Genomic DNA, 25,125 nt, shown 5'->3' with positions numbered 1-25,125 from the left:
GTTCCTCCCCCTCGGGCGAGTCCGTGGTCCGGCGGGCGCACCGTCGGCTACGTTCGTGGCGCCATTCCCGTGGCGCAGTAGAAGACCGATGATCTCGTGAGGAGATCCATGACCCTCGAAACCCCCAGCGATCCACGCCCCACACGTGGTCGCCTCCGCGGCTCCGGCCGCGGGACGCGGATGGCCGCGGCCGCGATGGCGGCGGTCCCCCTGGTCGCCTTCGCTCCGTTCACCGCCCCGTCCGCGTTCGCCGACGCCGTCGACGAGCAGGAGCGGCTCGCGGACCTGCGCGCCGACATCGACGCCCTGCTGGAGGACCCCGCCCTGGAGGGCGCGACCAGCGGTGTGGTCGTCGTCGACCCGGAGACCGGTGAGCGGCTCTACGCGCGCGACGGCGGCGCGCCGCTGCTCCCGGCCTCCAACATGAAGCTGTTCACCACCGCCGCCGGACTGGAGATCCTGGGCACCGACCACACGTTCACGACGGACGTGGTGGTCGAGGACCGGATCGGCCGGGGCGGCTCCTCCGTCTCGGACCTGTTCCTGGTCGGCGGCGGCGACCCCTCGCTGACCGCGGACGACCTGGACGCCATGGCGCGGGAGGTCGCCGACTCCGGCGTGCGGACCGTGCGCGGCGACCTGGTCGCCGACGACACCTGGTTCGACGACGAGCGCCTGGTGAACGACTGGTGGCCCTCGGACGAGCCGTACGCCTACAACGCGCAGATCTCCGCGCTGACCGTCGCCCACGGGGAACGCCTCGACACCGGGGTCACGGAGGTCGTGGTCGCCCCGGCGGGGGAGGGCGAGGCGGTCGACGTGGACCTGGGCGCCGCCGAGGGCTACATGGAGCTGGACAACCAGGCCGTCACCGTGGCGGCCGGGGAGAGCGGCTCCGTGGTCATCGACCGTCCCACGGGCACCAACACCATCACCGTGACCGGCTCGCTGCCCGAGGACGCCGAGCCGGTGGTGCGGCTGCGCACGGTCGACGAGCCCGCGGCCCTGGCCGGACACGTCTTCCGGGAGTCGCTGGAGCGGTACGGGGTCAGCGTCCGGGGCGACGTGACCCTGGGCCGGACCCCGCAGGACCGGTCGGACGCCGAGGTGCTGGCCGACCACGAGTCCGACCAGCTGGGCGAACTGCTGGTCCCGCTGCTGAAGTTCAGCAACAACGGCCACACGGAGATGCTCGTGAAGAGCATCGGCCGCGAGGTCGCCGACGAGGGGTCGTGGCCGGCCGGCCTGGCCGGGGTCGAGGAGGCCGTGGCCGGGCTCGGCGTGAACACCGGCGACCTCGTCCTCAACGACGGCTCCGGCCTGTCGCGGACCGACCGGGCCACCGCCGACGCCGTCACCGACCTGTACACGCGGGTCCGGGACGCCTCCTGGTTCGACACGTGGCGGGCGGCGATCCCGGTGGCGGGCGACCCCGACCCGTGGGTCGGCGGCACGCTCACCAACCGGATGGGCGGCACCGCCGCGGACGGCGTCGTCCAGGCCAAGACCGGCACGATGTCGGGGGTCAGCGCGCTGTCCGGGTACGTCACCGGCCCCGACGGCCGTGACCTGGTGTTCAGCGTGATCAACAACGGTCACTCGGGCTGGGCGCCGTACCACGTGCAGGACGGGATCGCGATCCGGATCGCCGAGTACCTGGGCCACGAGGCCCCGGTGACGACCTTCTCCCAGCGGGGGTCCGCCCAGCGCCAGGGCAGCGGCGAGCTGGAGTGCTCGTGGGAGCTGACCTGCTGACCCGCTGACGGTCTGCGGGCCGGCGGGCCGATGGGCCGATGGGCCGACGGTCGACGTGGCGGGGCGCGCTCCTTCGGGGCGCGCCCCGCTCTCGTCGGGGGCGGGCGCGATGGGTTGTCCACAGCCTGTGGACGCGATCGCCCGCCGCGGGGACGAAAGTGGCAGACTCGGTGCCAGGCGTCCCCTCCTCCAGCACCCGCCATCCCGGGATGCACGGCGCCACACCGTTCTCGCCTCCCCGCTGACGTGCGTGCCCGCGCAAGGGCGCACCCGTCATGACGCCCCGGAAGGGTCCGTGGTCATGTTCAGCCGCCTCCAGGAGCTCCCCGTGCACGCGTCGGCCGCCCTGCTGGGCTCGGCGGTCGCGGACGGTACGGCGTGGCTGGGGCAGATCCTGTCGCCGGTCTTCTTCGTCCTCCTGCTGCTGGGACTGGGCGTCCTGGCGAGCCGGATGATGGGTGTTCCCTTCAACGCGCCGCGACTCGTGTTCGCCGGAGCGGTCGGGATGATGCTCGGCGGCGTCGTCGGCGTGCTCCTCTACTTCGGAACCGTGCCCGACTCACCGGACTTCGACCCCTACCAGGAGCCCCTGGGCCCGGGCTTCGTCGCCCTGATGGCGCTGTCCATGGCGGCCGCGGCGCTGCTCGTCTTCGTCGCCATCGAACTCGCCCTGCCGCAGGGCACGCGACTGCGTCCGGTGGCCGCCGCGCGCGCGGTCGTGCTCTGGTCCAAGCGGATCGGCCGCTACCGCCGGATCGTGTGGATCCTGGCCAGACACGGGCTGTGGGGGTACGTCACCCGCCCCCGGGACGGCGGTGGGGACGCCTCCACCCAGCGTCGTCTTGCCCGCTCGCTCGCCCGGTCCATGGAGGAGGCCGGGGTGGTGTTCGTCAAGCTCGGGCAGGTGATGGCCACCCGTCGCGACCTGCTGCCCCCGGTGTTCGTCGAGGAACTGGGCCGCCTGCACAGCGAGGTCGCCCCCGTACCGTTCGACCGGGTCCGCGAGTGTGTCGAGGGTTCGCTGGGCCGCCCCCTGGCCGAGGTCTTCGCGGACTTCTCCGCCGAACCGCTCGCCGCCGCCTCCATCGCCCAGGCGCACCTGGCCCGCCTGGCGGACGGGGAGGAGGTGGTGGTCAAGGTGCAGCGCCCCGGCGTGGGGCCGGTCGTCCACCGCGACCTCGACATCATCCGCCGACTGGCGCGCAGGTTCCACCGGGGAACCGACTGGGGCCCGGCCATCGGTGTGGTGGACCTGGCGGAGGGGTTCGCCGAGGCGCTGTTGGAGGAACTGGACTTCGAGGTGGAGGCGGCCAACATCGCCGCCGTCGCCGAGGCCACCGCCGGTTCGCCGGTGCGTATCCCCACCGTGCACGAGGCCTACACCACGCGCCGGGTCCTGGTCATGGAGCGCCTGCACGGAACGCCTCTGGGCGGGGCCGACCTGGACGGGGCCGACGGCGGCCGCCTCGCCCGGGTGCTGCTGGACTGCCTGCTGGAACAGGTGATGCTCGGCGGCATCTTCCACGCCGACCCGCATCCGGGCAACATCCTGCTGCTCGACGACGGCGGCGTGGGGCTGCTGGACTACGGCTCCGTGGGCCGCCTGGACGGGCAGACCCGCGAGGCCCTGCGCATGATGCTCCTGGCCCTCGACCGCACCGACGCGGTCCTGCTCACCGACACCCTGCTCGACGTGGTCGACGACCCCTCCGAGGTGGACGAGGAGCGCCTGCGCCGGGCCCTGGGCCAGTTCATGGCCCGGTACCTGCAGGGCGGCGCGGCCGCCAGCATGCGCATGTTCACCGAGCTGATGCTCATCGTCACCCGGTTCGGCCTCTCCCTGCCGCCGGAGCTGGCGGCGGTGTTCCGGGCCCTGGCCACGCTGGAGGGCACACTGGTGCACCTCTCTCCGGGGTTCGACACCGTCACCGAGGCGCGCAGGTTCGCTGAGGAGCACATGGCGGATGCTCTGACCGGAGGCAACATCCGTGACGCGGCGATGGCGGAGCTGGCCGCGCTCATGCCCACGCTCCGCCGCCTGCCCCGGAGACTGGACCGGGTCACCGACCAACTGCACAAGGGCAGGTTCACCGTCCGGGTGCGCCTGTTCGCCCACCCGGCGGACCGCGCCCTGTTCCGGGCGGTGACCCAGCGTGTGGTGCTCACCGCCCTGACCTTCGCCACCGGGTTGATGTCGGTGGGGCTGTTCAACGTCACCGAGGGCCCCGACGTGGTGTGGGCGCAGCTCCCCACGCGCGTCCAGGTGCTCAACATCGCGGCCTGGGCGCTGCTGGCCGCGTCGGGGCTGATGATCCTGCGCCTGCTGGTCGGGATGGCCAAGGTCGGTGCCGCGCGCCGCGGGACGGACGGCTGACCGTGCGGCGCGGGGCAGGGGGTTCACCAGGCGCGGCGGCCGAGGTGGGCGAGCAGGCGGGTCTGGTCGTCGGCGTCCTCGGGCGGGGTCAGCTCGGGGCCGCACACGCCCTCGCGGCGCAGGTTCGCCCCGAAGCCGTCGGCGGCCTCGCGGGCCCAGTCCAGATCCTCCGGGTCCATGCGCTCGTCCTGTCCGGTCGCGCGGCACAGGTCCCAGCGGTGGATCACGAGGTCGAACGCCAGGAACCGGTCGACCGCCTCGGCGAACGTGGTCCTGCCGAAGAGGCCGTCGAACTCGGCGGCGGCGCGCCCGGGGTCGTGCAGGTCGCGCAGGACCACCGTCCGGGCGGCCTCCCAGGCGGCGGCCGGACCGTCGTCCACCGAGGGGATGTCCCCGAGCCCGCGGCCCACCAGGCCGAGGAACATGCCCTGGGTGTCCACGACGTGGCGGACGAGGTCGCGCGCGGTCCAGCCCGGACAGGGTGTGGGGGCCGACCAGCCGTCCTCGGGAACGGCCGCGACGGCGGCGGCGAACGCGGTGGACAGCCGGTCGTAGCGCTTGGCGGTGTCACTCATGGCGGATCCCTCTCCCAGGAGTCGTCGGTGGTGCCCAGTCTGCTCCGGGCGGCCTCCGCGGTCTTGAACAAACACGACAGACAGGTGTTCGAATATGGGTGACCGAGCAGCCGACACCGGACGGTCGGGCCCGCGGCCCGTGGAACGGGACGCGCGGGGCATCCTCGATCCGGAGACCGGCCTGGGCCGCTTCCGGCTCGACCGGCACGCGCCCTCGGCGCCCGTCTCCCGTTTCGTGGACCGCTACTGGGTGGCCGCGTGGGACCTGGCCGGACGGGCGCCGTACACCCAACGGGTCCTGCCGCACCCCGTGGTCAACATCGTGTTCCACGACGGGAGCGCCGTGGTGCACGGGCCCGCCACGCGTGTGGTCCCGCGCCGGTTGGAGGGGGTCGGCTGGGCTCTGGGCGTCATGTTCCGCCCCGCCGGCTTCCGGCCCCTCCTCGGCCGTTCCATGGCCGCGATCACGGACGCCGCGCTGCCCTGGTCGGAACTCTTCGACGCCGACGTTCCCGCCCACGACGGTCCGGCGCCCCTGGTCGCGTGGGTGGACGGCCTCCTGGCCGCGCGGCTCCCCGGTCGGCGCCACCCCGCCGAGGACACCGCCGACCTCGTGGACCGGCTGGCCGCCGACCCGTCGGCGGTGAGCGTGTCCGATCTGGCGGTGCGCGAGGGGATCGGTGTCCGCCTCCTGCAGCGCCGGTTCGCCGACCACGTGGGCCTCCCGCCCAAGACGGTGATCCGCCGCTACCGGCTCTACGAGGCGGCCGAGCGCGCCCGGTCGGGTGAGCGGCCGGACTGGGGCGGGCTCGCCGCGGAACTGGGCTACAGCGACCAGTCCCACCTGACCCGCGAGTTCACCTCCGTCATCGGGATGCCTCCGGGGCGGTACGCCGCTCTGGGGCGGCGTCGGCGGGCACCAGGCGGCTGAGCACCGCGTACACCTCGTCCACCTTCGGCGCCGGGTCGGCGGTGCAACCGCGCAGCATCAGGCCGTCGACGGCGGCGGCCGCCCCCGCCCTGGCCACCGGGTCGGTCAGGTAGGGCGCGAGGAAGGAGTCCACGGCCTGGTTCCAGCGCTCGATCTGCGCACGCATGGACGGCCGCCTGGCGGCGATGAGGAAGAGTTCGCACTCGGCCATCATGTGCGCCCGGTCGGCGTCCGATCCCGTGGCCACCAGGGCGGCGAACCCGCGCAGGGCACCGTGGGGGTCGTCGGGCAGCGCGGCGATCGCGGCCACGTAGGTGTCGTTGACCCGGGTGAGGGCGTCCACCAGGAGGTCGTCCACCGCCGCGTAGTAGTAGGTGACCGCGCTCGGCGGCACCTCCGCCTCGGCCGCGACCCGGCGCTGGCTGACGGCGGCCACGCCCTCGCGTTCGATGATCCGCATCGTGGCGTCCAGGAGGAGCCGCCGGCGCTGTTCGCCCTTGCGCCGTCGGCCGTCGGTGATGTGCTCGGTCTCGCTCACGTGTTCCATTGTCCGTGGTGTTCCGCCGTTCCCGTCGCTGCCGGGGCCGCCCGTCTCCCCGCGGGCGCCTCCTAGTGGGAGCCGCCCATCTCCAGCGCCATGACACCGCCGATGACCAGGGCGATACCGCCCACCTGAATCCAGGTGAGGGACTCTCCGAGGAACATCGCTCCGATCACGGCGACCAGGGCGATGCCCGCGGCCGCCCACACTCCGTAGGCCACGCCGAGCGCCATGCCCCGGCTCAGCGCCTGGGAGAGCATGGCGAAGGCCGTGACGTATCCGACAGCCACGATCACCGAGGGGACGAGCCGGGTGAACCCCTCGGAGAGCTTCAGCGACGTCGTCGCGGCGACTTCGGCGATGATCGCGCCGAACAGCCAGATCCACGGCATGGGACCCCCTTCGGAGAAACCTGATCGAGTGCTCCAGATTGTACGCAGAAACCTGCGCGTTCGCTCAGGTATTCCCCGGTGTGATCGGTCTGTGTGCGTGTGGGGTCTCGGATGACCGTAATCTCGGGACCGGAGGGTCGGACTCCTGCCCCGGGATGTATCGTCGGCTGTTCCGGTGCCTTTGCCCCACGCGCCCGGTGATCACCTCTCTATACCGATCCGCGGAAGTTCCGAACTTTTTCGGCGTTCGCGCGTCTCAACTGTCGAAGGCGTGCGTCAGGCACCCGGCAGGCACTCAGCGTTCAAGATGGAGGTCCAGACGTGACGGGCAACACCACCCCGGCGGTGACGCGTCGGTTCGGCATCGGACTGATGGCGCTGGCGCTCGCGGCCACTGCCTGTACGTCCGGTGACGCCGAGCCCCAGAGCGGCGGGGAGACCGCGATCGACGCAGACCCGGCGGCTCTGTCGATCACCCCCGAGGACGGCGGCTCCGAGGTCGCTCCGAACTCCCCGGTCCGCGTGACCGCCGAGGGCGGCGTCATCACCGACGTCCAGGTCGACCAGGTGATGGTCAACGAGGCCTCGGCCGGGGGCGAGGGCGCGGAGGACCCCTCCCTCTACGAGATGACCGGAACCCTCAACGAGGGCGAGACCGAGTGGGTCAGCGACTGGAACCTGCGCCCCGGCTCCGAGGTCGTCGTCACGGCCACCGCCGCGAACGCGGCCGGTGAGGAGACCGAGCTCTCCCACACCTTCACCACGCTCGACGCCACCCCCGGCCAGCGCCTGGAACTGGCCTCCAACTACCCCCAGAGCGGTGACACGGTCGGCGTCGGCATGCCCGTGGTGATCAACTTCGACCTGCCCGTCACCAACAAGGAACAGGTCGAGAACTCCATGGAGGTGACCGCGGACCAGGAGATCGCGGGCGCCTGGAACTGGGTGTCGGACCAGATGGCCGTCTTCCGGCCCGAGGAGTACTGGGACGCCCACCAGAACGTGACCGTCGACCTCCACCTGGCCGGTGTCGAGGCCTCCGACGGCGTCTACGGCATCCGCAACTACCAGATCGACTTCGAGGTCGGCCGCGAGCTGATCATGACCATGCACGTGCCCGACCACGAGCTGACCGTCAACATCGACGGTGAGGAGGACCGGGTCATCCCGGTCAGCAACGGCGACGGCTCCCAGCGGATGTACACCACCACCAGCGGCACCCACGTGCTCATGGAGCGCTACGAGCAGCTGACCATGGACTCGACGACGGTCGGCATCCCCGCGGACTCCCCGGACTCCTACCTGGTGGACGTCCGGTACGCCGTCCGCACCTCCAACAGCGGCGAGTTCCTCCACGAGGCCTCCTACAACGGCAACATCGGCTCCGCCAACACCTCCCACGGCTGCACCAACCTGCGGATGGACGACGCCCGGTGGGTCTTCGAGAACACGCTCATGGGTGACGTCATGGAGACCACCGGTACCGACCGCGAGCTGGAGTGGAACAACGGCTGGGGCTTCTTCCAGATGTCCTGGGACGAGTGGCTGGACGCCAGCCTGACCGGTGAGCAGGCCACCGACGGCTCCGGGACCTCCGGCTCACCCCACGGTGAGGGCCTGTAACCGGAACCCTCCGCCCACAGGCGCCGACAGGGGCGCCGGGAACCCGCCGCGGGTTCCCGGCGCCCCTCGTCCGTTCGGCGCCCCTACCCGACCGTGCCGTCGGCGGACGGTGGCCTGACCGCGGGCGGGGGCGGCGTGGACCGCAGCCGCAGCATCGCCGCCTCTGTGGGCGAACCGGGCTCCGGACAGTACGTGATCAGGCGCTGGTCGGTGTCGGAGACGAAGAGCACCTGGCAGTCGAACTCCAGCGGACCCACGACCGGATGGTGCACGCGCTTGCGATGACCGCGCCGCTCCCGGACGTCATGGGCCTCCCACATCCGCGCGAACCGGGGAGAGGTCCCGAGCAGGGTCGTCACCATCGCTGCGATGTTCGGATCACCCGGGTACCGGGCGTAGGCGGCGCGCAGGTCGGCCACCGACTGGCGCGCGAAGTCCTCCATGTCCGGGTCCGCCCAGTGCGGGTCGTCCTCCGCCCCCTGGAACATCCACTCGATCACGTTGTGCCGGGTTCCGTCCTCAGGCGCTCCGCCGAGGAAGTGCACCGCCAGTTCGTTCCGTGCGAGCACGTCGTACCCGGCGTTGATCACGTAGGCGGGGGTCGTGGTCAGGTGGGCGATCAGATGGCGCACGGCGGTCGGCACCTCCCGGTCCGGCACCCGGATCTCCGGTGGAGGGGCCCCGGCCACCCGGAACAGGTAGGCGCGCTCGTCCGTGTCCAGCATCAGAGCACGGGCGAGCGCCGCCAGGACCTGTGGCGACGGGTTGGACCCGCGTGCCTGTTCGAGGCGGATGTAGTACTCGACCGACATCCCGGCGAGCTGGGCGACCTCCTGCCGCCGCAGACCGGGGGTGCGCCTGCGCCCGGTGTCGGGCAGCCCGACGTCGCGGGGGACGGTCCGGGCGCGCCTGGCGCGCAGGAACGCGGCGAGTTCGCGGCGGTTCACCACGGCCGTGCCTCCTCGGGATCTGGGGGCACCAGACTGCCCCATGCCGCGCCGCTGCGGGTGGTACGACCCGTACCACCATCACCGGGTCCCTCCCGTCCGCCGCGCACGGGTTCGACGATGGGTCCATGACCGACACACATGACACGAAGGTGGCCCTGGTGACCGGGGCGAACAGGGGGATCGGTCTCCAGACCGCGCGGCTGCTCGGGCTGGAGGGGATGACGGTACTGGTCGGCGCCAGGGACGCCGAGCTCGGTGCCGAGGCCCAGAGCGTACTCCGGGGCGAGGGCCTCGACGCCCACGCGGTACGGCTGGACGTCACTGACCCGGAGAGTGTCGCGGCCGCGGTCGCGCGGGTCGAGAAGGCCTACGGGCGCTTGGACGTTCTGGTGAACAACGCGGGGATCGCCGAGGGCTGGGGCGCGTTCGGCGACACCGACCTGGCTGCGGTGCGCCGGATGCTGGAGGTGAACGTGGTCGCGGTCGTCGGGGTCACCGACGCCTTCCTCCCGCTGCTGCGTGCCTCGGCCGCCGCGCGGGTGGTGAACGTGTCCAGCGAGATCGGGTCCGTCGCCACGATGACCGATCCCGGCGGCCCCTTCTCCGCCATGCCCGTCACGCCTGGCTACCCGCTGTCCAAGTCCGCCGTCAACATGGTGACCGCGCTGTACGCCAAGGCGCTCCGGGACACCCCGATCAAGGTCAACGCCGCCAACCCCGGGTACTGCGCCACCGATCTCAACGGGCACAGCGGCACCCGTACCGCCGAGCAGGGGGCACGGGTGAGCCTGCACCTGGCGACCCTGCCGGACGAGGGGCCCTCCGGTGTGCTGTGGGGGCACCGGGCGGCGGAGCCTGATCCGGAGAGCTACGGCGTCCTGCCCTGGTAGGGGCGGGCTCGGGTCACCGGTCGGCCCGCCCCCTCGTGCGCGGCCCGCGGCTCACCAGGCGCGCACACCGCCGATGGGCGCGGGCATCCGCTCGTTGAGCCATGTCCAGGTGCCGTCGTTCTCGGTGAAGCGGCGCTGGACGCGGTCGATCTCGGTGAGCGGGTTGGTGAACACCTCGCGCCACGCGCCGGCCGCGCGCTCCTCCAGGTAGATGCAGTGCGCGTCGGTGCGCATGCGCACCGCCTGGAGGGTGCGGGAGGAGCCGTCGTTGAGGTGGATGCGGTAATAGGCCATGGGAATCCCCTGGATCTGGTCGCGTCAATGTGAGGACGGCGTTTCCCGGAACGAACGCGGCGCGCCGTGCGCGCGTGGTGGACCAGTTTCCCGGGGCGCGTGACCACGCTGTCGACCGGTGGCCACGGGAATCGCTGAAGGGTGGCGGCGAGAATGCCGAGACCCGGAGTGCTCCGGGGAACGGGCGCGGGTGCCGGGGCACCGTACTGTCCGCGTTCCCGGACTCTACTCCTGTGGCATCGCGCCCGGAGCCAAACGGAGGGTTTACCCCAGGCGAATTCTCCCCCTCATAGCCGCCGAGGGGGAGAAACGGGTGCTAAGTCACTTATGCGAAATCAGTGTTCGTCTTTCTTTTTGCGGGCCGTGTGCCGTGATCCGTGGTCACGCGTTGATGCCCCCGTTCACGTCGATCGCCGAACCCGTCACGTACCGCCCTCCGGGGCCCGCCAGATGGACCACCGTGTCGGCGATCTCCTCCGGACGCGCGAACCGGCCGAGGGGGACCAGGGAGCGGATGCCGTCGGCGTTGGGGCCGTCGGCGGGGTTGGTGTCGGTGTCCACGGGGCCCGGGTTGACCATGGTGACGGTGATCCCCCGCGGGCCCACCTCACGCGCCAGCCCCCGCGTCATGCCGACGAGGGCTGCCTTGCTGGTCGCGTACAGCGTCAGCCCGGGGAAGGGGACGTGGTCGACCACGTTGCTGCCGACGGTGACCACGCTGGCTCCCGCACCCATGTGGCGCAGGGCCGCCCGGGTGGCCACCAGGGTGCCCCGCACGTTGGTCGCCAGGACCCGGTCGATCTCCTCGGCGGTCACGTCCTCGGTCGGACCGACGGTGAACAGGGCCGCGTTGTTGACGAGTACGTCCAGGCGGCCGAAGGTCTCCACGGCGCGCTCCACCGCCGCGACCACGGCGTCGGCGTCGGCGTTGTCCGCCCTGAGGGCCACGGCCCGTCGCCCGGTCTTCTCGATGGCCGCCACGACACCGTGGGCGGCCTCCTCGTCCCGGACGTAGGTGAGGGCGACGTCCGCGCCCGCCTCGGCGAGGCGGACGGCGCTCGCCGCTCCGATCCCCCTGCTGCCGCCGGTCACCAGCGCGGTCCTGTTCTCCAGTGCGTTCATGGGCGCCAGTCTGGTTCCCGGCTCCGGTTCTCCGCTGGCGGAAAACGGCCGTCTCGTTTGGTGCGCGGAGCGGCTCCCGGGCCCCGGGACCGAGGCGGCCGGTTTCCGGACCGCTGGCGAGCGTGAACGGTCGGGGCCCGCGAGGCGTCCCAACCGCGTGACCGATTTCCTCCCGCGGGACGCGACCGACGCCGTACCGCGGGGTGGAGGCCCCAACCCCGAGGACTTCCATGACCCGCCCGCCCCATCCGCCGTCCGGACCGCCCGGTCCGACCCCGCTCCAGCCCGCCGATCCCCGGGCGATCGGGCCGTTCACCGTCCACGGCAGGCTCGGCGCGGGCGGGATGGGCGTGGTCCTGGCGGCGACCGACCCCCGCGGGGCCTGGGTGGCGATCAAGGTCGTGCGGTCCGAATACGCGAACGACCCCGAGTTCCGGGCCCGCTTCGCCAGCGAGATCGAGCTGATGCGCCGGGTCCGGGCCCGCTGCATCGCCCCCGTCCTCGCCCACGACACGAGCGCGGGCCGGCCCTGGTACGCCACCGCCTACCTGCCCGGACCCACTCTGGGCGACCGCGTCCGCCGGGGCGGGGCGCTGCCGCCGCCCCGCGCCCGGGTGCTCGCGGCGGGTATGGCCGAGGCCGTCGCCGCGATCCACGCGTCCGGGGTCCTGCACCGCGACCTCAAGCCGTCCAACGTCATCCTCGCCCCCGACGGCCCCAAGGTGCTCGACTTCGGGATCGCCCGGGCGGTCGACGAGACCGGTCTGACCCGGACCGGCGGCCTGGTGGGCTCCCCGGCCTGGCTGAGCCCGGAGCGCTACCGGGGCGTCAGCGGGCCCGAGGCCGACGTCTTCGCGTGGGGCGCCATGGTCGCCTTCGCCGCCACGGGGCGCCCGCCGTTCGGCGGCGGAGGGGCGGAGACGCTCATGTACCGCATCCTCAGTGAGGAACCCGACCTGGACGGGTTGCCCGAGGAGCTCGCGGGCCCGGTGGTCCAGGCCCTGGACAAGGACCCCGGACGCAGGCCCCCGGCGGCGGAACTCGTGCACCGCGTCGCCGGTCCGGTCCCGGACGGTCCCGGGGACGACGACACCACCATCGTCGCCGGACTCATCCGCGACCTCTGGGAGCCGGACACCGGGGACGCGGAGGCGGTGTCCGGGGCGACCGCGCCGACCTTCGCGCCCGTCCCCGCGCCGCCCCCCAGCCCGTACGCTCCGCAGGTCGGCCCGCCCACGCCGCGGTGGACCCCGCTCACGGCGGAGCCGGGGTCGCCGGTGCCACCCCCGCCGCCTCCGTCGCGCGAGGACGGGAGGCGCCCCCGCCGCTGGGGGATCCCCCTCGTCCTGGGCGCGGGAGCCCTGTCGCTCTCGGTCCTCGGCGCGTTCGGTCTGTACGCCGCCGAGCGCCTCTCCGCCGGGGTCGCCGCCGACCCGGATCCGGAGTTCGCCGGGGACGCCGCCCCGGCCGTCGAACCCGCCGCTCCGGGCACGCTGTCCGGTGGGATCGCGGGCGCCGGCTCCTCCTTCGCCGACGCGGCGGTCCGGACATGGGCGGAGGAGTACACGGAGAATCGGCAGTCGGGTGTCTCGGTCTCCTACGACTCCGTCGGTTCACAGGGCGGTGCGACCTTGTTCGTCGAGGGCGAGACGGACTTCGGTGTCTCGGACTTCGGTCTCACCGACGCCCAGCGCCGGGAGGCCGAGGACGCCCGCGGCTGCCCGGTCGTGCAGTTCCCCGTGGTGACCGGTGCCGTGGCCGTCGTCACGGCGGACCCGCAGGTCGGCGGGGTCGAGCTCAACGCGCACCAACTGGAGGCGGTCTACACCGGGGAGGCGACCAACTACCGGGACCTCCCCGCCTACGACGACGTCACGGAACCGCCCGCCGACGCATTCCCCGACCTGGAGATCGTCCCGGTCCGCCACGACGCCACCGCCTCCACCGCGAGGGTCTTCAGCGAGTTCATGGCCGAGTACGGCGACACGTGGCGGGAGCGCCACGGCGTCGCCGGGCAGGTCGTGGACTGGGGTCCTACCGCCCTCGCCGCCGTGGGTGACGAGGGCGTCGCCCAGACGCTCCTGGCGGACGAGGGCAACATCGGCTTCGTCAACGCCGCCTCCACCGACGAGGCGGGTCTGCTGACCGTGCCGGTCCTGAACGCGGACGGTATCCCGGTCAGCCCCACCGCCGAGAGCACGCGCGCGGCGACCGAGCAGTTGGTGCTGGGCACCGACGGGATCGCCGAACTGCCGACGGCCTGGAACGACGCCTACCCGATCATGCGGATCAGCCACGTGTTCGCCTTCGAGTGCGGCTACGACGGCGGGGCGGGCGCCGCGCTGCGCGACTTCTGGACCTACGCGCTCACCGAGGACGGCGCGCAGGTCGCCGAGAGTGTCGGGTACACCCCGCTGGGCCCGCAGGTCAGCCGGGACCTCGGGGAGAGCGTGGCCCGGATCGGCTCCGCCTGACGGCTCCCGGAGACGGGGCGGGGGTCAGCTCCCCGCGCCCGCCGCCAACCGGGCCCGGGCCTCCATGAGGGCGAAGCCCAGGAGGTTGAGCCCGCGCCAGCGCTCGGGCCGCTCGGCGTTCCCGTCCCGGGCGCCCAGGCCGATCCCCCACACCCGGTCCCGGGGGCTGGCCTCCACCAGGACCCGGTTCCCGGTGCCGAGCAGGAACGACCGCAGGTCCGGGTTCTGTCCGAACTTGGCGACGTTGCCGTCCACCACGATCCCGAACCGGGCGGCCTCCCAGGCCGCCTGCTCGAACCCGCGGACCTGGCGGCCGAGCCTCTTGGCCTCCCCGGGGTGGCCCGCCGCGACGATGCGCTCGGCGGCCTCCCCGTCGTCGAACAGCCGTGCCTTACCCGCCATCATGTAGTGCTCGGCCGTGGTGTAGGCGATCCCGTCCACGGTGAAGCCGGCGGGCCACCACTGCGACAGGCAGTTCGCCGAGACACCTCCCGACGCGGGCGGCCGGTGGCCCCAGAAGTGCAGGTACTTCGGGCGTCCCGCGGCCGTGGTCAGCTCGTTCACCGAACGTGCGTCGGCCGGGCTCCTGGTGTCCGTCATGTACCGCATCGTCGCAGAGGCCGCCGACACCCGGACACCGGGTTTGTGGCCCGCGGCACCCCGCCCGTCAGTCGAACTGGAAGGAGCGCTTGGCCAGCCCGTGCCAGAAGCCGTCCACCGTGGACGTCGACCGCTCGTGGTCGTCCAGACTGGCGCCCAGGGCGACGAACAGCGGTGCGAAGTGGTCGCTGCGGGGGTGGGCGAGCGCGGCGGCCGGGGCCTTGCTCTGGAAGTCCAGGAGGGCGTCGACGTCGTGGTCGGCCACCGCCCGGTGCACCCAGTCGTCGAACTCCGCCGACCAGGACGGCGGTTCCCCGTGGGTCCGGCGGGACATCTCGCGCAGGTTGTGGGTGGTGAACCCGCTGCCGACGATGAGGACGCCCTCGTCGCGCAGGGGTGCGAGGCGGCGCCCGAGGGTGAGCAGTTCGTCCGGGTCGAGTGTCGGCATGGACACCTGGAGGACCGGGACGTCGGCCTCCGGGTACATCTCCTTGAGGGGGACGTAGGCCCCGTGGTCGAGCCCTCGGGCGGGGGCCTGGCGGACGCTCCCACCCGGACCGGTGACGAGCGACCGGACCCGTTCGGCGAGCCACGGAGCTCCGGGAGAGGGATAGGTGACCTCGTAGTAGCGTTGCGGGAAGCCCCAGAAGTCGTAGGTCAGCGGCACGTCGTCCGCCGTGGCGCCGACGGTGAGCGGGGCGTCCTCCCAGTGGGCGGACACCACGAGAACGGCCCTGGGGCGGGCCAGACCACCAGACCAGTCGGCGAGTTCCCGCGTCCACCGGTCGTCGTCGGCCAGCGGCGGCGCTCCATGGCTCAGGTACAGGGTCGGCATGCGCGTGGTCGACACGGGGTCCTCCGATCGTGGGATCCATCTGGTGTCCAGAACATAGTTGAACTCTCAAGTATTCCGGGGGAGCGGTGGCCGACACGAGGTGGCTCGACGAGGGTGAGCAGCGGACCTGGCGAACCTTCCTGATGGCCGTCCACCTGCTGGACGGTGCCCTGGATCGCCAGCTCAGGAGGGACTCCGGGCTGCCCCACGCCTACTACCAGGCGCTCGCCATGCTCTCCGAGGCCCCGGACCGCTCGCTGACGATGACGGAGCTGGCCAGGATCCTGCGCTCCTCGCCGAGCCGGCTCTCCCACGCGGTGGCCCGCCTGGAGGGGGACGGGCTCGTGCGCCGGTTCAAGCGCCCGGGGGACCGGCGCACGACGATCGTCTCCCTCACCCCCGAGGGGGCGGGGGTGCTGCGGGAGGCGGCGCCGGGGCACGTGGAGGAGGTGCGCAGGGTGCTCTTCGACACGCTCTCGCCCGACCAGGTCGTCCAGCTCGGGGAGATCTCGGAGGCGATGCTGGGCGCCCTCGATCCCGGGGGTGAGGAGCCTCGTTACCCGGGTTCGTAGGGGTGCGGGGAGGGGGGTGGTTCGTCCCCTCCCCCCTTCCGAACAGGGCTGACGTCGGCTTGGTCTACCCGGATCCCGTTACCGCACGTGGTCAAATGGCCACGAAGGTGTATGTATTTGTATGGGAAAAGGTTGTAGTCTCAAGCGACCGCTCCGGGGTGCCCACCTCCGGAGTGCCCGCTCACGAAAGCAGGAACGCCCATGAACGAGCAGTCATCCCCGTTGAGAGTCGGCGACTTCACGAGCCTCCTGGCCAGGCTCGTCGTCGGCGGTGTGTTCGTCTACCACGGTCTGCCCAAGCTGTCCGACCCCGGCGCCACGGCCGAGTTCTTCGGGATGGTCGGTGTCCCCATGCCCGAGGTCGCCGCGGTCGTCGGCGGACTCGTCGAGGTCGGCGGAGGGATCGCGCTGATCGTCGGGTTCGCGCTGTCCCTCGCGGGGATCGCCCTGGCCCTCCAGATGGTCGGCGCCTACGTCTTCGCCCACGCCGGTCAGGCCCTCAGCGAGTTCGAGCTGGTCGTGGTGCTCGGCGCGGCGGCGCTCGCGCTCGGGTTCTCCGGCGGGCGCTTCGCCCTGGACCGGGTCATGCCGTGGGGCCGTCGCGGTCGCCGGGAGTAGGCCGCGGCCGGGTCGCCGGGACGGCGGGCCGACGTGTGACGGAGCCTCCTGGAAGGTCGGGGACGCGGGAGTCCCCACCCCCTCCGGCGGGCTCCGTCGTCGTGTGCGGAGGCTCCCCTGCGCCGGGCACTCTTCCCGTGACCAGGAGTGATGGACTTCGCGGCCGACGTCGCGGCACCCCGGTCGGAAACGGGTGGGCCGGGGCACTTCTCTACTCAATTCACCATTCAGGCCAGGCGCTATAAGGATTTGTGTATTGTGGGGTTTTAGGGTCGGTAGGTAGAATCAGGTGAAATCCACGTCGACAGCCGGGTGGAAAGGACCTCCGTCCCCCTTTTCCTCCCCTGTGCCGAACGGGAGCCTGCTTGTCCCACCTGGCCACATACCCGTCGTACCAGAATTCCGCCGACTGGCAGCTGCGTGTCACCGACCGGAACGGTTCCGCCCTCCACGGGGCGGCGGTACTGGTCACCTCCCACCACGTGGTCACGTGCGCCCACGTCGTCCGCGCCGCCGTCGGCGATGCGGGCCCGGGCAGCCGCGTGCGCGTGGACGCCCCCCGTGGCGCCGACGGCTGGACCGCCACGGCCGAGGTCCTGCCGGACGGTTGGTGGTGGCGCGACACGAGACCCTGGGACGCGGCCGTCCTGCGTCTGGACCGCCCCGCTCCGGCCCGCCCCGCGGCCCTCGCCGGTCCACCGCGGGTGGGCGACCGCGTCCGCGTCGTCGGCTTCGCCCAGTCGCCCTCCGGCCGGTGGGTCAACGGGAGCGTCGCCGGATCGGGCGGCAGCCGCCCCGAGTACGTCCAGATCGACACCGACCCCGGTACGGGAGCCGTCTTCACCCGGGGTTTCAGCGGCGGCGGTGTCCGAGAGGAGAGGACGGACGCCCTTGTGGGCATCGTGTGTGAGGCGGCCACCGAAGGCAGGCTGGGCTGGATGATTCCCATGACGGAGATCCGCCCGGTGTGGGAGGCGGACCGGGCGGCCCCCGCGGCCCCCGCCACGGACCGGTCCCCGTCCCCCCGCCGGGCCCCGGCCGACGGCGCCGTGCGCCGGGCGGTCACCGCGACCGGCCTCGCCATGTCCGACCTGGACACCCTGGTCTCCCCCGACCAGCGCAGGTCCTTCCACCGGGAGCTCGACCGGCGGCTGCGGGTGCGGGTGCGCCTCGACCAGGACCCGCGCACCTTCGCCACCTCACTCGTCCACCTGGCCCACCACGAGTTCGACCTCCTCGCCGAACTCCTCGACCAGTTGGACGGCTGGGAGGAGGGCAGCGCGTCCATGCGGCGCGTCCGCGATGCCGCGGCTCCGCTGCTGGAGCGGGGCTCCGGGTGACCGCGCGGGACGTCGAGCGGTTGGCTCTCGCGCTGTGCGACGTCGAACACGTCTACTCCCCGGAGCACCGGGAGCAGCTCCTGCGGTACCTGCCCGGCGCCGTCCGCCGGGACACGGACGCGTCCGGGGCGCCCTCCGCCTTCGCCCGCAGACTCGTCCAGCTCTGCCGGGACCGGGAGTGCGTCGGCTGCCTGCTGCGCTGGGTCCTCCACCTGGAGGACCGCGGCCGGAGCGCCCGGGCTGCCGCGGACGCGGCCCGCCCCCTCCTCGACGAGGAGGAGTACTCCCTGCTCGCCCAGCACGTCGAGGTCCGCGACGTCCGGGACGTGGGCACGGTGCGGGCCGAGCTGTCCCGCGTCCTCTTCGACAAGGTCGAGGCGGTCTTCGAGCGCGTCCGGCCACCCACCTTCCGGGTCGACACCCCCGAGCCGGCCACGGCCTGGGACGCCCTCATGGACCTCGCCGAGCGTCCCGCCCCGCCGGACGGGGAGCCGCCGGTCCTCCTGTTCTGCGCGGAGGTCGCCCGCCATCTGAGGACGCTCGACACGGGCCTGCTGGAGGACTGGGGCCGGGGCCTGCGCCCTCCGGAGACCCCCGGGGCGCCGCCCGCGCCGGAACGCCCGGCCCGGCTGGTCGTACGCGTCGGGCAGGGCACGCGGCGCGACCGCTACGAACTGGAGTACTGGACCGTCCTCAGCCAGCGCCGAGGCGAGGAACCGGAGTTCTGCGACCACGACCTGCACGCCGACGCCGACCCGGCCTCGATCGGGGAGCGGATCGGCGCACTGCTCAGCCGTATGGAGGCCGACCCCCGGGTGGCGCACCACGCCGGCAGGCGGGTCGAACTGGTCGCGCCGCTGCCCCTGCTCGACCGCCTCCAGGCCGATACCTGGCAGTGCGCCCGCTCCGGCGGTCTTGCGCTGGGTGCCCGCGCGGAGGTGGTGTACCGGGCGGAGGAGTTGCTCCCGGACCGGGCGGACCGTGACGTGTGGGGCACGTGCGTCAACAGGTGGCGGCGGTTGGAGTCGAGCGGTGAGGCGCTCGCGCTCGACGAGTTCCACGACCGGGGAATGGACGAAGAACCCCTTCCCGAACGGCTCCAGGACGACCGGGTGATCGTTCTGTCCGTTCCCTCCCGTCTGAGTCGTTGGTATACACAGGTCTGGTCGGCGATTACGCTTGGGGTCCCGGTTGTGGTCTGGAGATCCGCGGAATTCGGTCCGGGAATCGGATCATGGCTGAATCCGGTTCGTGTGGGACGGGAGGTGACCGTGACCTCGGAGGAAATCCGCGCACTCCCCGAAGTTCTCCACAGCTCTCGCTCCGGACGCGTGTCACCGAGTGAGAGCGGGTACATCGAGGGCAGTCTCGAGATCGCCGTCATCTACCACGATCCCTTTCCGGTCCTGCCGGAACCCCCTCCGCAGATGTCCACCGACAGCATCCAATAGCCCCCTGGGCGCGGCTCGAAGGGCATTCCATGACGACACCTCCCGGAACAGGGCCAGCCGACTCCGCGCGGACGGTACCGGAGTGGTGGATCTTCCATGGCACCGGCCAGCCCCGCCCCCACCTCGACCTGACGGCCCAGCTGCCGCCGCCCCCGCCGTGGCGCGCCTACGGGGGCGCTCCCGCCCCCGGCGCCCCGCCGCCGGGAGACCCGCCCGGGGACGGGGACTCCGCCCGGGTGCTCGGCCGGGGCCGGATCCGGGCGGTTCCGATGGGTGCCCGCCGCCGTCGGCTGCTGGACAGGGTCAACGCCGCGATCCTGCTGAGGCGACCCCTCCTGCTCGTCGGTCCGCCCGGGGTGGGCAAGTCGAGCCTGGCGCACCAGATCTCCCGTGAACTCGGGTTGGGCCGGGTGCTGCGCTGGGCGGTCAACAGCAGGTCCACCGCCGCCGAGGGGCTCTACTCCTACGACCCCCTCACGCAGATCCACGACCTCAACGTGGAGGGCGCCCGCCGTCGAGCCCTCGGGAGGGTGGACCGCCGCTACGGCGGGGGGACCGACGCCGACCCGGTCGAGGCCCACCTGCGCAGCAGCGCCGAATCCATCGGCCGCTACCTCACCCTCGGCCCCCTGGGCACCGCCTTCCTCCCCGCCGAGCTGCCGCGCGTGCTGCTGGTGGACGACTTCGACCTCGGTGACTTCGACCTCGCGGGCGACCTGCTCGACCTCTTCGAGAACGGGGGGTACCGCGTTCCCGAACTCGCCAGGCTGGCCGGGGTCGCCGGGGCGATCGAGGTGGGCACCGACGACCCCGACCGGACCGTCCGGGTCACGCGCGGCGAGGTCCTGTGCTCGGCGTTCCCGATCACCGTCGTGACCTGTAACAGCGACCGCGACCTCCCACCCGCCTTCCTGCGCCGCTGCATCCCGGTGTACATGGAGCTGCCGGACGAGGAGGAGCTGGTGTCGATGGTCGCCGGGCACTTCGACGGCGCCATGCCGACGGGGACGCGCGCGCTGGTCACCGAGTTCCTGCGCCGGACCGCCGACGGTCACCGGCTCTCCGTTGACCAGCTGCTCAACGCCGTCCACCTGCTCGGGGCGGTGGACGGTGCGGGCGCGGCGCCCGGTCAGGAGCACGTGGAGCACTTCTCCGAACTGCTGTGGCACCGGCTCACGGAAACCCCGGGATGAGCGCCCGGGCGGAACACGGGAGCAGCGGTCCCAGCCGATCTGGCGACCGTCCCGACCCGTGGGCCGAGGCGGTCGGCGTCAGCGCGACGGACCTGGCGGACGCGGTCTACCTCGCCGCGCTGCGCCGGAACCGGGTCGACACCCGCCGCAGGGAGCCGCCCGGGGAGGACCGGTCGGACCGGGACCCGTCCCGAACGGTGCCGACCGGAGCGGTTCCGGAGCCCCCCGAGACGGGCGGGAGAACCCGGGACCCCGCACCCGGGGTGTCCGCAAGTCCGGCGTCCCAGGTGTCCGGAACGCCGTCGCGGCCACCGCCGGGAACACCGGTCGACACCGTCCACCTCCCCGACGACGACGCGGAGGGCGGTCCGCGCGAACCCGGGCCACCGCTCGACGCGGTCGAGGCGGTACTGGAGGACCGGCAGGAGCTCCTCGCGGCCCTCAGACCCTTCAACCTCAAGCTGCCCCAGGGGCCGCCGGACCGCCTCGACGTGGAGGGCACCGCGCGCAACTACGCCCGTGCCCTGCTGGAGACCCTCCACTGGCCCGAGGGGGACCGGGACCGGAACACGGTCCCGATCGTCCCCGAACTGCACGCGCGGTCGCGGCGCGCGGTCGACCTGGTCCTGCTCGTGGACGACGGCGTCACCATGCTGTTCCAGCGCGGGGTGGCGGCGGACTTCTCCCGGTTGGCCCAAGGCAGCGGGGTCTTCCGGTCGGTGCGGGAGCTGCGCTTCGACTCCGGCCACGGCGGTGCGCCCGTCCTCGGGGACACCGGGGGCGGTTCCCGTCGGCTCCCGTCGCCGCCGAGGACGGGCACGCGGATCGTCCTGGTGCTCACCGACGGACTCGGCGTGGCCTGGCGGGACCGCGCGTTCCAGGGGTGGCTCGCCGGGGTCGCCGGGACCGGGACCGTCGCGGTCCTGCACCTGTTGCGCCCCCAGCTGTGGCGGCGCGGCTCGCTGCGCACGACCCCCATGGAGCTGAGTCTGTCCGGGCGCGCCGAAACCGGACCGCCCAACACCGCCTACGTGCGTGAACGGGTGATCACCCGAGTCGACGAGGAGGAGGACCCGCCGCGCTCCGGGACGGTCGTCCCCGTGCTGCCGCTCCGGCCGGACGCCGTCCACGCCTGGGCGTCCTTCGTGACGGGACGCGACCGCGGCCGCCTGTGGGTCCACGCGGCGGAGCTCCCGGCGGAGGAGGACCGCCCGGACGGGGGCGCGGAGGCCGAGGGGACGGCCGTGCCGCCGCGGGCGGTGAGCTCCGGGGCGTCCGGCGGCGGAGCCTCCGGCCCCGGGGGCGGGCCCCCGGCGGGTGCCGTTCCCGACGGCGGACGCGGGTTCGACGCGGTCCGCGCCGTGCGCCGGTTCCACCAGACCGCCACCCGCGACGCGTTCGAACTCGCGGTGGCCCTGGCCGCCGTGCCGCTCGTTCCGCGCATGGTGGGCGCGGTGTGCGAGGACGTCTTCGGCGGTCCCACGCCCTCGGAACTGACGGAGGTCTTCTTCAGCGGCCTGGTCACCCGGGGCGGGGGTCCGGAGCGGGCCGACGGTGAGGGGACGCGCTGGGAGTTCCGCGAGGGTGTGCGGGAGGCGCTGCTGTCGCTGGGCGGTCGGGTGCCCGACATCCGCCGGATGCTGGCCCTGGCCGCCCAGCGCCTGGGCCAGGTGGACCCGTGGTTCGGCGATCTCGGCCGGATGCTCCGGGGCCAGCGCGTGGAGGGACCCGCCGAGGTCTCCGACGCGTCCCATCACTGGGTCAATTCGATGAAACCCGCGATGGACAGTATCTCCCTGTACCGCAATTACGCGAGTTCGATCGACATGTACGCCGACGCCCTTTCCGCGCCCGGTGAACCGCGTGAACCGGGCCCGTCGGGGGTCGCCCTTCCGGAGGGCCCTGGTCTACAATCACCGCAGGGTCCCGGATCTACGCACGCGACCAAGAACAGCACAGGGGAAACACGGAACCCTGCACACAGTTCCGACCCATCGGTCGACAAAAACGGTATGTCCGTAATCCCGTCGAGTGGGGGAATGATGGACGATTCTTTCAGCTCACCCTCCGCCACCGGTGGACGCTCGCGGGGTCGGCCGCTGAACGCGGTCTGGGTGCAGGTTCCCCGGAGGAACACCGCCTTCACCGGACGCGAGGAACTGCTGTCCGCGCTGAGATCACAGCTGGTCAAGGACCAGCGACAGGTCATCACCGCGCTCAACGGCATGTCGGGGGTCGGCAAGACCGAGCTCGCCAAGGAGTACCTGTACCGGTACGCCGAGGACTACGACCTGATCTGCTGGTTCCTGGCGGGCCACGGCAACCAGCTGCGCGACGCCTTCGCCTCGCTGGCGGCCAGGTTCGGCCTCGACAGCGCCGGCGCGGGCAGCGAGCACGTCATCCAGGACGTCCTGGAGGCGCTGCGGCGGGGTGTGCCCTTCGGCCGCTGGCTGCTGGTCTTCGACAACGCGCAGTCCCGGGAGGAGTTGGAGCAGTACCTTCCGGTCGGGGGCGAGGGGCACGTGATCATCACTTCACGGGACAGCAGTTGGACGCGCAGGGGAGGCGACACCTTCCTGTCCGTGCGGGAGTTCACCCGCGTTGAGAGCATCGAGCTGCTCAAACGCCGCGGTCCGACCTCGCTGACCGAGGACGAGGCCGACCGGTTGGCCGAGGAGCTCGGCGACCTGCCGCTGGCCCTGAACCAGGCGGCGGTGTGGCTGCACGAGAGCGGTATGGACACCGAGGAGTACCTGCGGCAGTTCGCCGACAAGTCCACCGAGATGATCCAGCTCCTGTCCCCGGTGGACCCGGACTACCCGGTCCCGGTCGCCGCCGCGTGGAACGTCTCGCTCGACCGGCTCGCGACCACCAACCCGGCCGCGCTCCAGCTCCTCCAGCTGTGCTCGTTCCTGGCCACCGCGCCGATCCCGAGGTCGCTGTTCAACTTCGCCCGGCAGATCGACGCGCCGCCCGAGCTCCGCCAGGCGCTGGAGGAGCCCGCGCGGCTGGGGATGGCCATCCGCGACATCGGGCGCAACAGCCTCGCGCACATCTCCCACCGCAGCAACACCATCTCGTTGCACCGCCTGGTCCAGCGCGCGGTCCAGGCGCCCATGAGCGACGAGGAGCGCGAGGTGATGCGCCACTGCGCCCACCAGCTCCTGGGCCGCAACGACCCCCAGGACGACTCCGTCGCCGCCCACCGCCGGTACGCCCGGCTGGTGCCGCACGTGTGGGCGTCGGAGGCGTGGAACTGCGAGGACCCGTGGGTGCGCAACCTCGTGATCCAGCTCGTCCGGAACGCGGTCCCCGCCGGTGAGGTCGGGGAGGCCGGGCAGCTGGCCAGGACGGCCTACGAGTGGTGGCGGCGGACCCTGGGCGAGGAGCACCGCAACACCCTGCACATGGCACTCCAGATCTCCAAGGTCATGCGCGAGGAGGGCAAGCTGGTGGAGGCGCACGAACTGTGCGAGTCCACCCTGGTCACCCTGCGCGAGACGCACGGCGAGCAGTCCCCCGAGGCGTTGGAGGCCGAGCGCGAGCACGTGCGCAACCTGCGCACCATGGGCCGGTTCACCGACTCCCTCCGGGAGACGGCCGACATCTACCGCGGCCGGGTGCGTATGTTCAGCGAGGACGACCCGCTGACCCTGGAGATGGCGCACAACCTGGGCTACAGCCTCCTGCTCAGCGGCGACCCCAGGGCGTCGGTCGACCGCTACCGCGACGTGCTGGACCGGACGGAGTCGGTTCTGGGACCGGACCACCCGAACATGATCGGCACCTCCAACGGGTACGCCGAGGCGATGATGGAGCTGGGCCACTACCGCGAGGCGGAGCGGATCCAGACCGAGGCGGTACAGCGGTGCGCGGAGGTCTTCGGAGCGGACGACGCCGGGACGCTGTCCAACGAGTCGGTGCTGGCCGTGATGCGGCGGCGGATCGGCGACCACGACGGTGCCTTCGCCCTGTCCGAGCGCACCTGGCAGCGGTTCCTGGCCAAGCTGGGCGTGGACAGCAGCGACACCCTGTACGCGGCGCTCATCCACACCCTGTGCCTGAGCGCCGTGAACCGGTACGACGAGGCACTGGAACTGGCCGAGGCGTCCGGTGAGCGCTACGTCAAGCTGCTCGGCGAGGAGCACCCGCACGTCGTGGCGGCCACGGTCAACCGGGGGATCATCCTGCGCCGCCTGGGACGGGCCGCGGAGGCCCGGGACATGGACGAGCGGGCCCACACGCTGTTGCACGAGCGGCTCGGCGCGCACCATCCGAGCACGTTGGCGTGCCGGGTCGACGTCGCCAACGACCACTTCCTCACCGGGGACGTCGTCGGGGCGCGCGAGCGCGACGAGATGACGGTCGCGGACTGCCGGGCGGAGCTGGGTGAGCGCCATCCGCTCACGCTCGTCGCCCGCCGGAACCTGCTGGTGGACCGCAGGACGCAGGGTGAGGACGTCGCGGAGGAGTTCGACGCGCTGGAGGCCGCCTACCGGGACGTCATGGGCGCGGACCACCCGGCGACACTGAGCATCCGGCAGACGGTGCGGGGTGACGCCGACATCTTCCTGACGCAGATGTGACCAAGCGGT

The 25,125-nt window shown here is 72.5% G+C and carries 20 protein-coding genes; 12 read left to right on the top strand and 8 right to left on the bottom strand.

Features of this window, described 5'->3' with window-relative positions; all coding sequences use genetic code 11:
• Positions 1 to 108: 108 nt before the first annotated feature.
• Both dacB and ACTVAJ_RS22525 read left to right on the top strand, forming a co-directional pair.
• Positions 109 to 1,755 (top strand): D-alanyl-D-alanine carboxypeptidase/D-alanyl-D-alanine endopeptidase, encoded by a 1,647-nt coding sequence (gene dacB, locus ACTVAJ_RS22530; protein WP_470390220.1) that lies wholly within the window; start codon positions 109 to 111, stop codon positions 1,753 to 1,755.
• Between the two features lie 301 nt (positions 1,756 to 2,056).
• Positions 2,057 to 4,129 (top strand): ABC1 kinase family protein, encoded by a 2,073-nt coding sequence (locus ACTVAJ_RS22525; protein ID WP_470390219.1) that lies wholly within the window; start codon positions 2,057 to 2,059, stop codon positions 4,127 to 4,129.
• Positions 4,130 to 4,152: 23 nt separating this feature from the next.
• Here the strand turns inward: ACTVAJ_RS22525 and ACTVAJ_RS22520 are convergent, their stop codons facing one another.
• Complete coding sequence (locus tag ACTVAJ_RS22520; protein WP_470390218.1) at positions 4,153 to 4,704, bottom strand: TIGR03086 family metal-binding protein; 552 nt, start codon at positions 4,702 to 4,704, stop codon at positions 4,153 to 4,155.
• Between the two features lie 94 nt (positions 4,705 to 4,798).
• Between ACTVAJ_RS22520 and ACTVAJ_RS22515 the strand changes: the two genes are divergently transcribed.
• Positions 4,799 to 5,635, top strand: a complete 837-nt coding sequence (locus ACTVAJ_RS22515) for a DUF6597 domain-containing transcriptional factor (RefSeq protein ID WP_470390217.1) — start codon at positions 4,799 to 4,801, stop codon at positions 5,633 to 5,635.
• Here ACTVAJ_RS22515 and ACTVAJ_RS22510 read toward each other — a convergent pair.
• Both ACTVAJ_RS22510 and ACTVAJ_RS22505 read right to left on the bottom strand, forming a co-directional pair.
• Positions 5,571 to 6,182, bottom strand: a complete 612-nt coding sequence (locus tag ACTVAJ_RS22510) for a TetR/AcrR family transcriptional regulator (RefSeq protein ID WP_470390216.1) — start codon at positions 6,180 to 6,182, stop codon at positions 5,571 to 5,573. The two genes, ACTVAJ_RS22515 and ACTVAJ_RS22510, sit on opposite strands and share 65 nt — an antisense overlap.
• 62 nt (positions 6,183 to 6,244) lie before the next feature.
• The gene (locus tag ACTVAJ_RS22505; protein WP_470390215.1) at positions 6,245 to 6,568 is read right to left on the bottom strand and encodes a DMT family transporter; all 324 of its coding nucleotides are present in this window, start codon (positions 6,566 to 6,568) and stop codon (positions 6,245 to 6,247) included.
• Positions 6,569 to 6,889: 321 nt separating this feature from the next.
• Here ACTVAJ_RS22505 and ACTVAJ_RS22500 point away from each other — a divergent pair, with 321 nt between their 5' ends.
• Positions 6,890 to 8,191 carry a L,D-transpeptidase gene (locus ACTVAJ_RS22500; RefSeq protein WP_470390214.1) on the top strand — a complete coding sequence of 434 codons (1,302 nt, stop codon included), beginning with the start codon at positions 6,890 to 6,892 and terminating at the stop codon, positions 8,189 to 8,191.
• Positions 8,192 to 8,274: 83 nt separating this feature from the next.
• Here ACTVAJ_RS22500 and ACTVAJ_RS22495 read toward each other — a convergent pair whose 3' ends face one another.
• Positions 8,275 to 9,141: a helix-turn-helix transcriptional regulator gene (locus ACTVAJ_RS22495; RefSeq protein ID WP_470390213.1), complete on the bottom strand. Its 867-nt coding sequence runs from the start codon at positions 9,139 to 9,141 to the stop codon at positions 8,275 to 8,277.
• 125 nt (positions 9,142 to 9,266) lie between these two features.
• Between ACTVAJ_RS22495 and ACTVAJ_RS22490 the strand changes: the two genes are divergently transcribed.
• Positions 9,267 to 10,031: an SDR family NAD(P)-dependent oxidoreductase gene (locus ACTVAJ_RS22490; protein ID WP_470390212.1), complete on the top strand. Its 765-nt coding sequence runs from the start codon at positions 9,267 to 9,269 to the stop codon at positions 10,029 to 10,031.
• Positions 10,032 to 10,082: 51 nt separating this feature from the next.
• On the opposite strand, the gene ACTVAJ_RS22485 is transcribed toward ACTVAJ_RS22490, so the two are convergent.
• Positions 10,083 to 10,325 (bottom strand): hypothetical protein, encoded by a 243-nt coding sequence (locus ACTVAJ_RS22485; protein WP_470390211.1) that lies wholly within the window; start codon positions 10,323 to 10,325, stop codon positions 10,083 to 10,085.
• Positions 10,326 to 10,706: 381 nt separating this feature from the next.
• Positions 10,707 to 11,447 carry an SDR family NAD(P)-dependent oxidoreductase gene (locus ACTVAJ_RS22480; protein WP_470390210.1) on the bottom strand — a complete coding sequence of 247 codons (741 nt, stop codon included), beginning with the start codon at positions 11,445 to 11,447 and terminating at the stop codon, positions 10,707 to 10,709.
• A 230-nt stretch (positions 11,448 to 11,677) separates the two neighbouring features.
• On the opposite strand from ACTVAJ_RS22480, the gene ACTVAJ_RS22475 reads away from it, so the two are divergent.
• Positions 11,678 to 13,921 (top strand): protein kinase domain-containing protein, encoded by a 2,244-nt coding sequence (locus tag ACTVAJ_RS22475; RefSeq protein ID WP_470390209.1) that lies wholly within the window; start codon positions 11,678 to 11,680, stop codon positions 13,919 to 13,921.
• A 24-nt stretch (positions 13,922 to 13,945) separates the two neighbouring features.
• On the opposite strand, the gene ACTVAJ_RS22470 is transcribed toward ACTVAJ_RS22475, so the two are convergent.
• Positions 13,946 to 14,521: an NADAR family protein gene (locus ACTVAJ_RS22470; protein WP_470390208.1), complete on the bottom strand. Its 576-nt coding sequence runs from the start codon at positions 14,519 to 14,521 to the stop codon at positions 13,946 to 13,948.
• A 67-nt stretch (positions 14,522 to 14,588) separates the two neighbouring features.
• Positions 14,589 to 15,371 carry a dioxygenase family protein gene (locus ACTVAJ_RS22465; RefSeq protein WP_470390207.1) on the bottom strand — a complete coding sequence of 261 codons (783 nt, stop codon included), beginning with the start codon at positions 15,369 to 15,371 and terminating at the stop codon, positions 14,589 to 14,591.
• 71 nt (positions 15,372 to 15,442) lie between these two features.
• Here ACTVAJ_RS22465 and ACTVAJ_RS22460 point away from each other — a divergent pair, with 71 nt between their 5' ends.
• The 6 genes from ACTVAJ_RS22460 (at position 15,443) to fxsT (ending at position 25,116) form a co-directional block, all read left to right on the top strand.
• Positions 15,443 to 15,928, top strand: coding sequence for a MarR family winged helix-turn-helix transcriptional regulator (locus tag ACTVAJ_RS22460; RefSeq protein WP_470390206.1), 486 nt, complete (start codon positions 15,443 to 15,445; stop codon positions 15,926 to 15,928).
• A 201-nt stretch (positions 15,929 to 16,129) separates the two neighbouring features.
• Positions 16,130 to 16,546, top strand: a complete 417-nt coding sequence (locus tag ACTVAJ_RS22455) for a DoxX family protein (RefSeq protein ID WP_470390205.1) — start codon at positions 16,130 to 16,132, stop codon at positions 16,544 to 16,546.
• 365 nt (positions 16,547 to 16,911) lie between these two features.
• The gene (locus tag ACTVAJ_RS22450) at positions 16,912 to 17,886 is read left to right on the top strand and encodes a S1 family peptidase (protein WP_470390204.1); all 975 of its coding nucleotides are present in this window, start codon (positions 16,912 to 16,914) and stop codon (positions 17,884 to 17,886) included.
• On the top strand, positions 17,883 to 19,337 hold the full coding sequence (locus tag ACTVAJ_RS22445; RefSeq protein ID WP_470390203.1) for a VMAP-C domain-containing protein: 1,455 nt from the start codon (positions 17,883 to 17,885) through the stop codon (positions 19,335 to 19,337). Before ACTVAJ_RS22450 ends, ACTVAJ_RS22445 begins: the two co-directional genes overlap by 4 nt.
• Before the next feature lie 29 nt (positions 19,338 to 19,366).
• The gene (locus ACTVAJ_RS22440; RefSeq protein WP_470390202.1) at positions 19,367 to 20,530 is read left to right on the top strand and encodes an AAA family ATPase; all 1,164 of its coding nucleotides are present in this window, start codon (positions 19,367 to 19,369) and stop codon (positions 20,528 to 20,530) included.
• Positions 20,527 to 25,116: an FxSxx-COOH system tetratricopeptide repeat protein gene (fxsT, locus tag ACTVAJ_RS22435; RefSeq protein WP_470390201.1), complete on the top strand. Its 4,590-nt coding sequence runs from the start codon at positions 20,527 to 20,529 to the stop codon at positions 25,114 to 25,116. Before ACTVAJ_RS22440 ends, fxsT begins: the two co-directional genes overlap by 4 nt.
• Positions 25,117 to 25,125 lie beyond the last annotated feature (9 nt).

The sequence above is a fragment of the Nocardiopsis sp. KDC1DS13DA1 genome (assembly GCF_055632325.1).
Note: the sequence above shows the minus strand (reverse complement) of the source record. Positions and strands in the feature narration are given on the sequence as shown.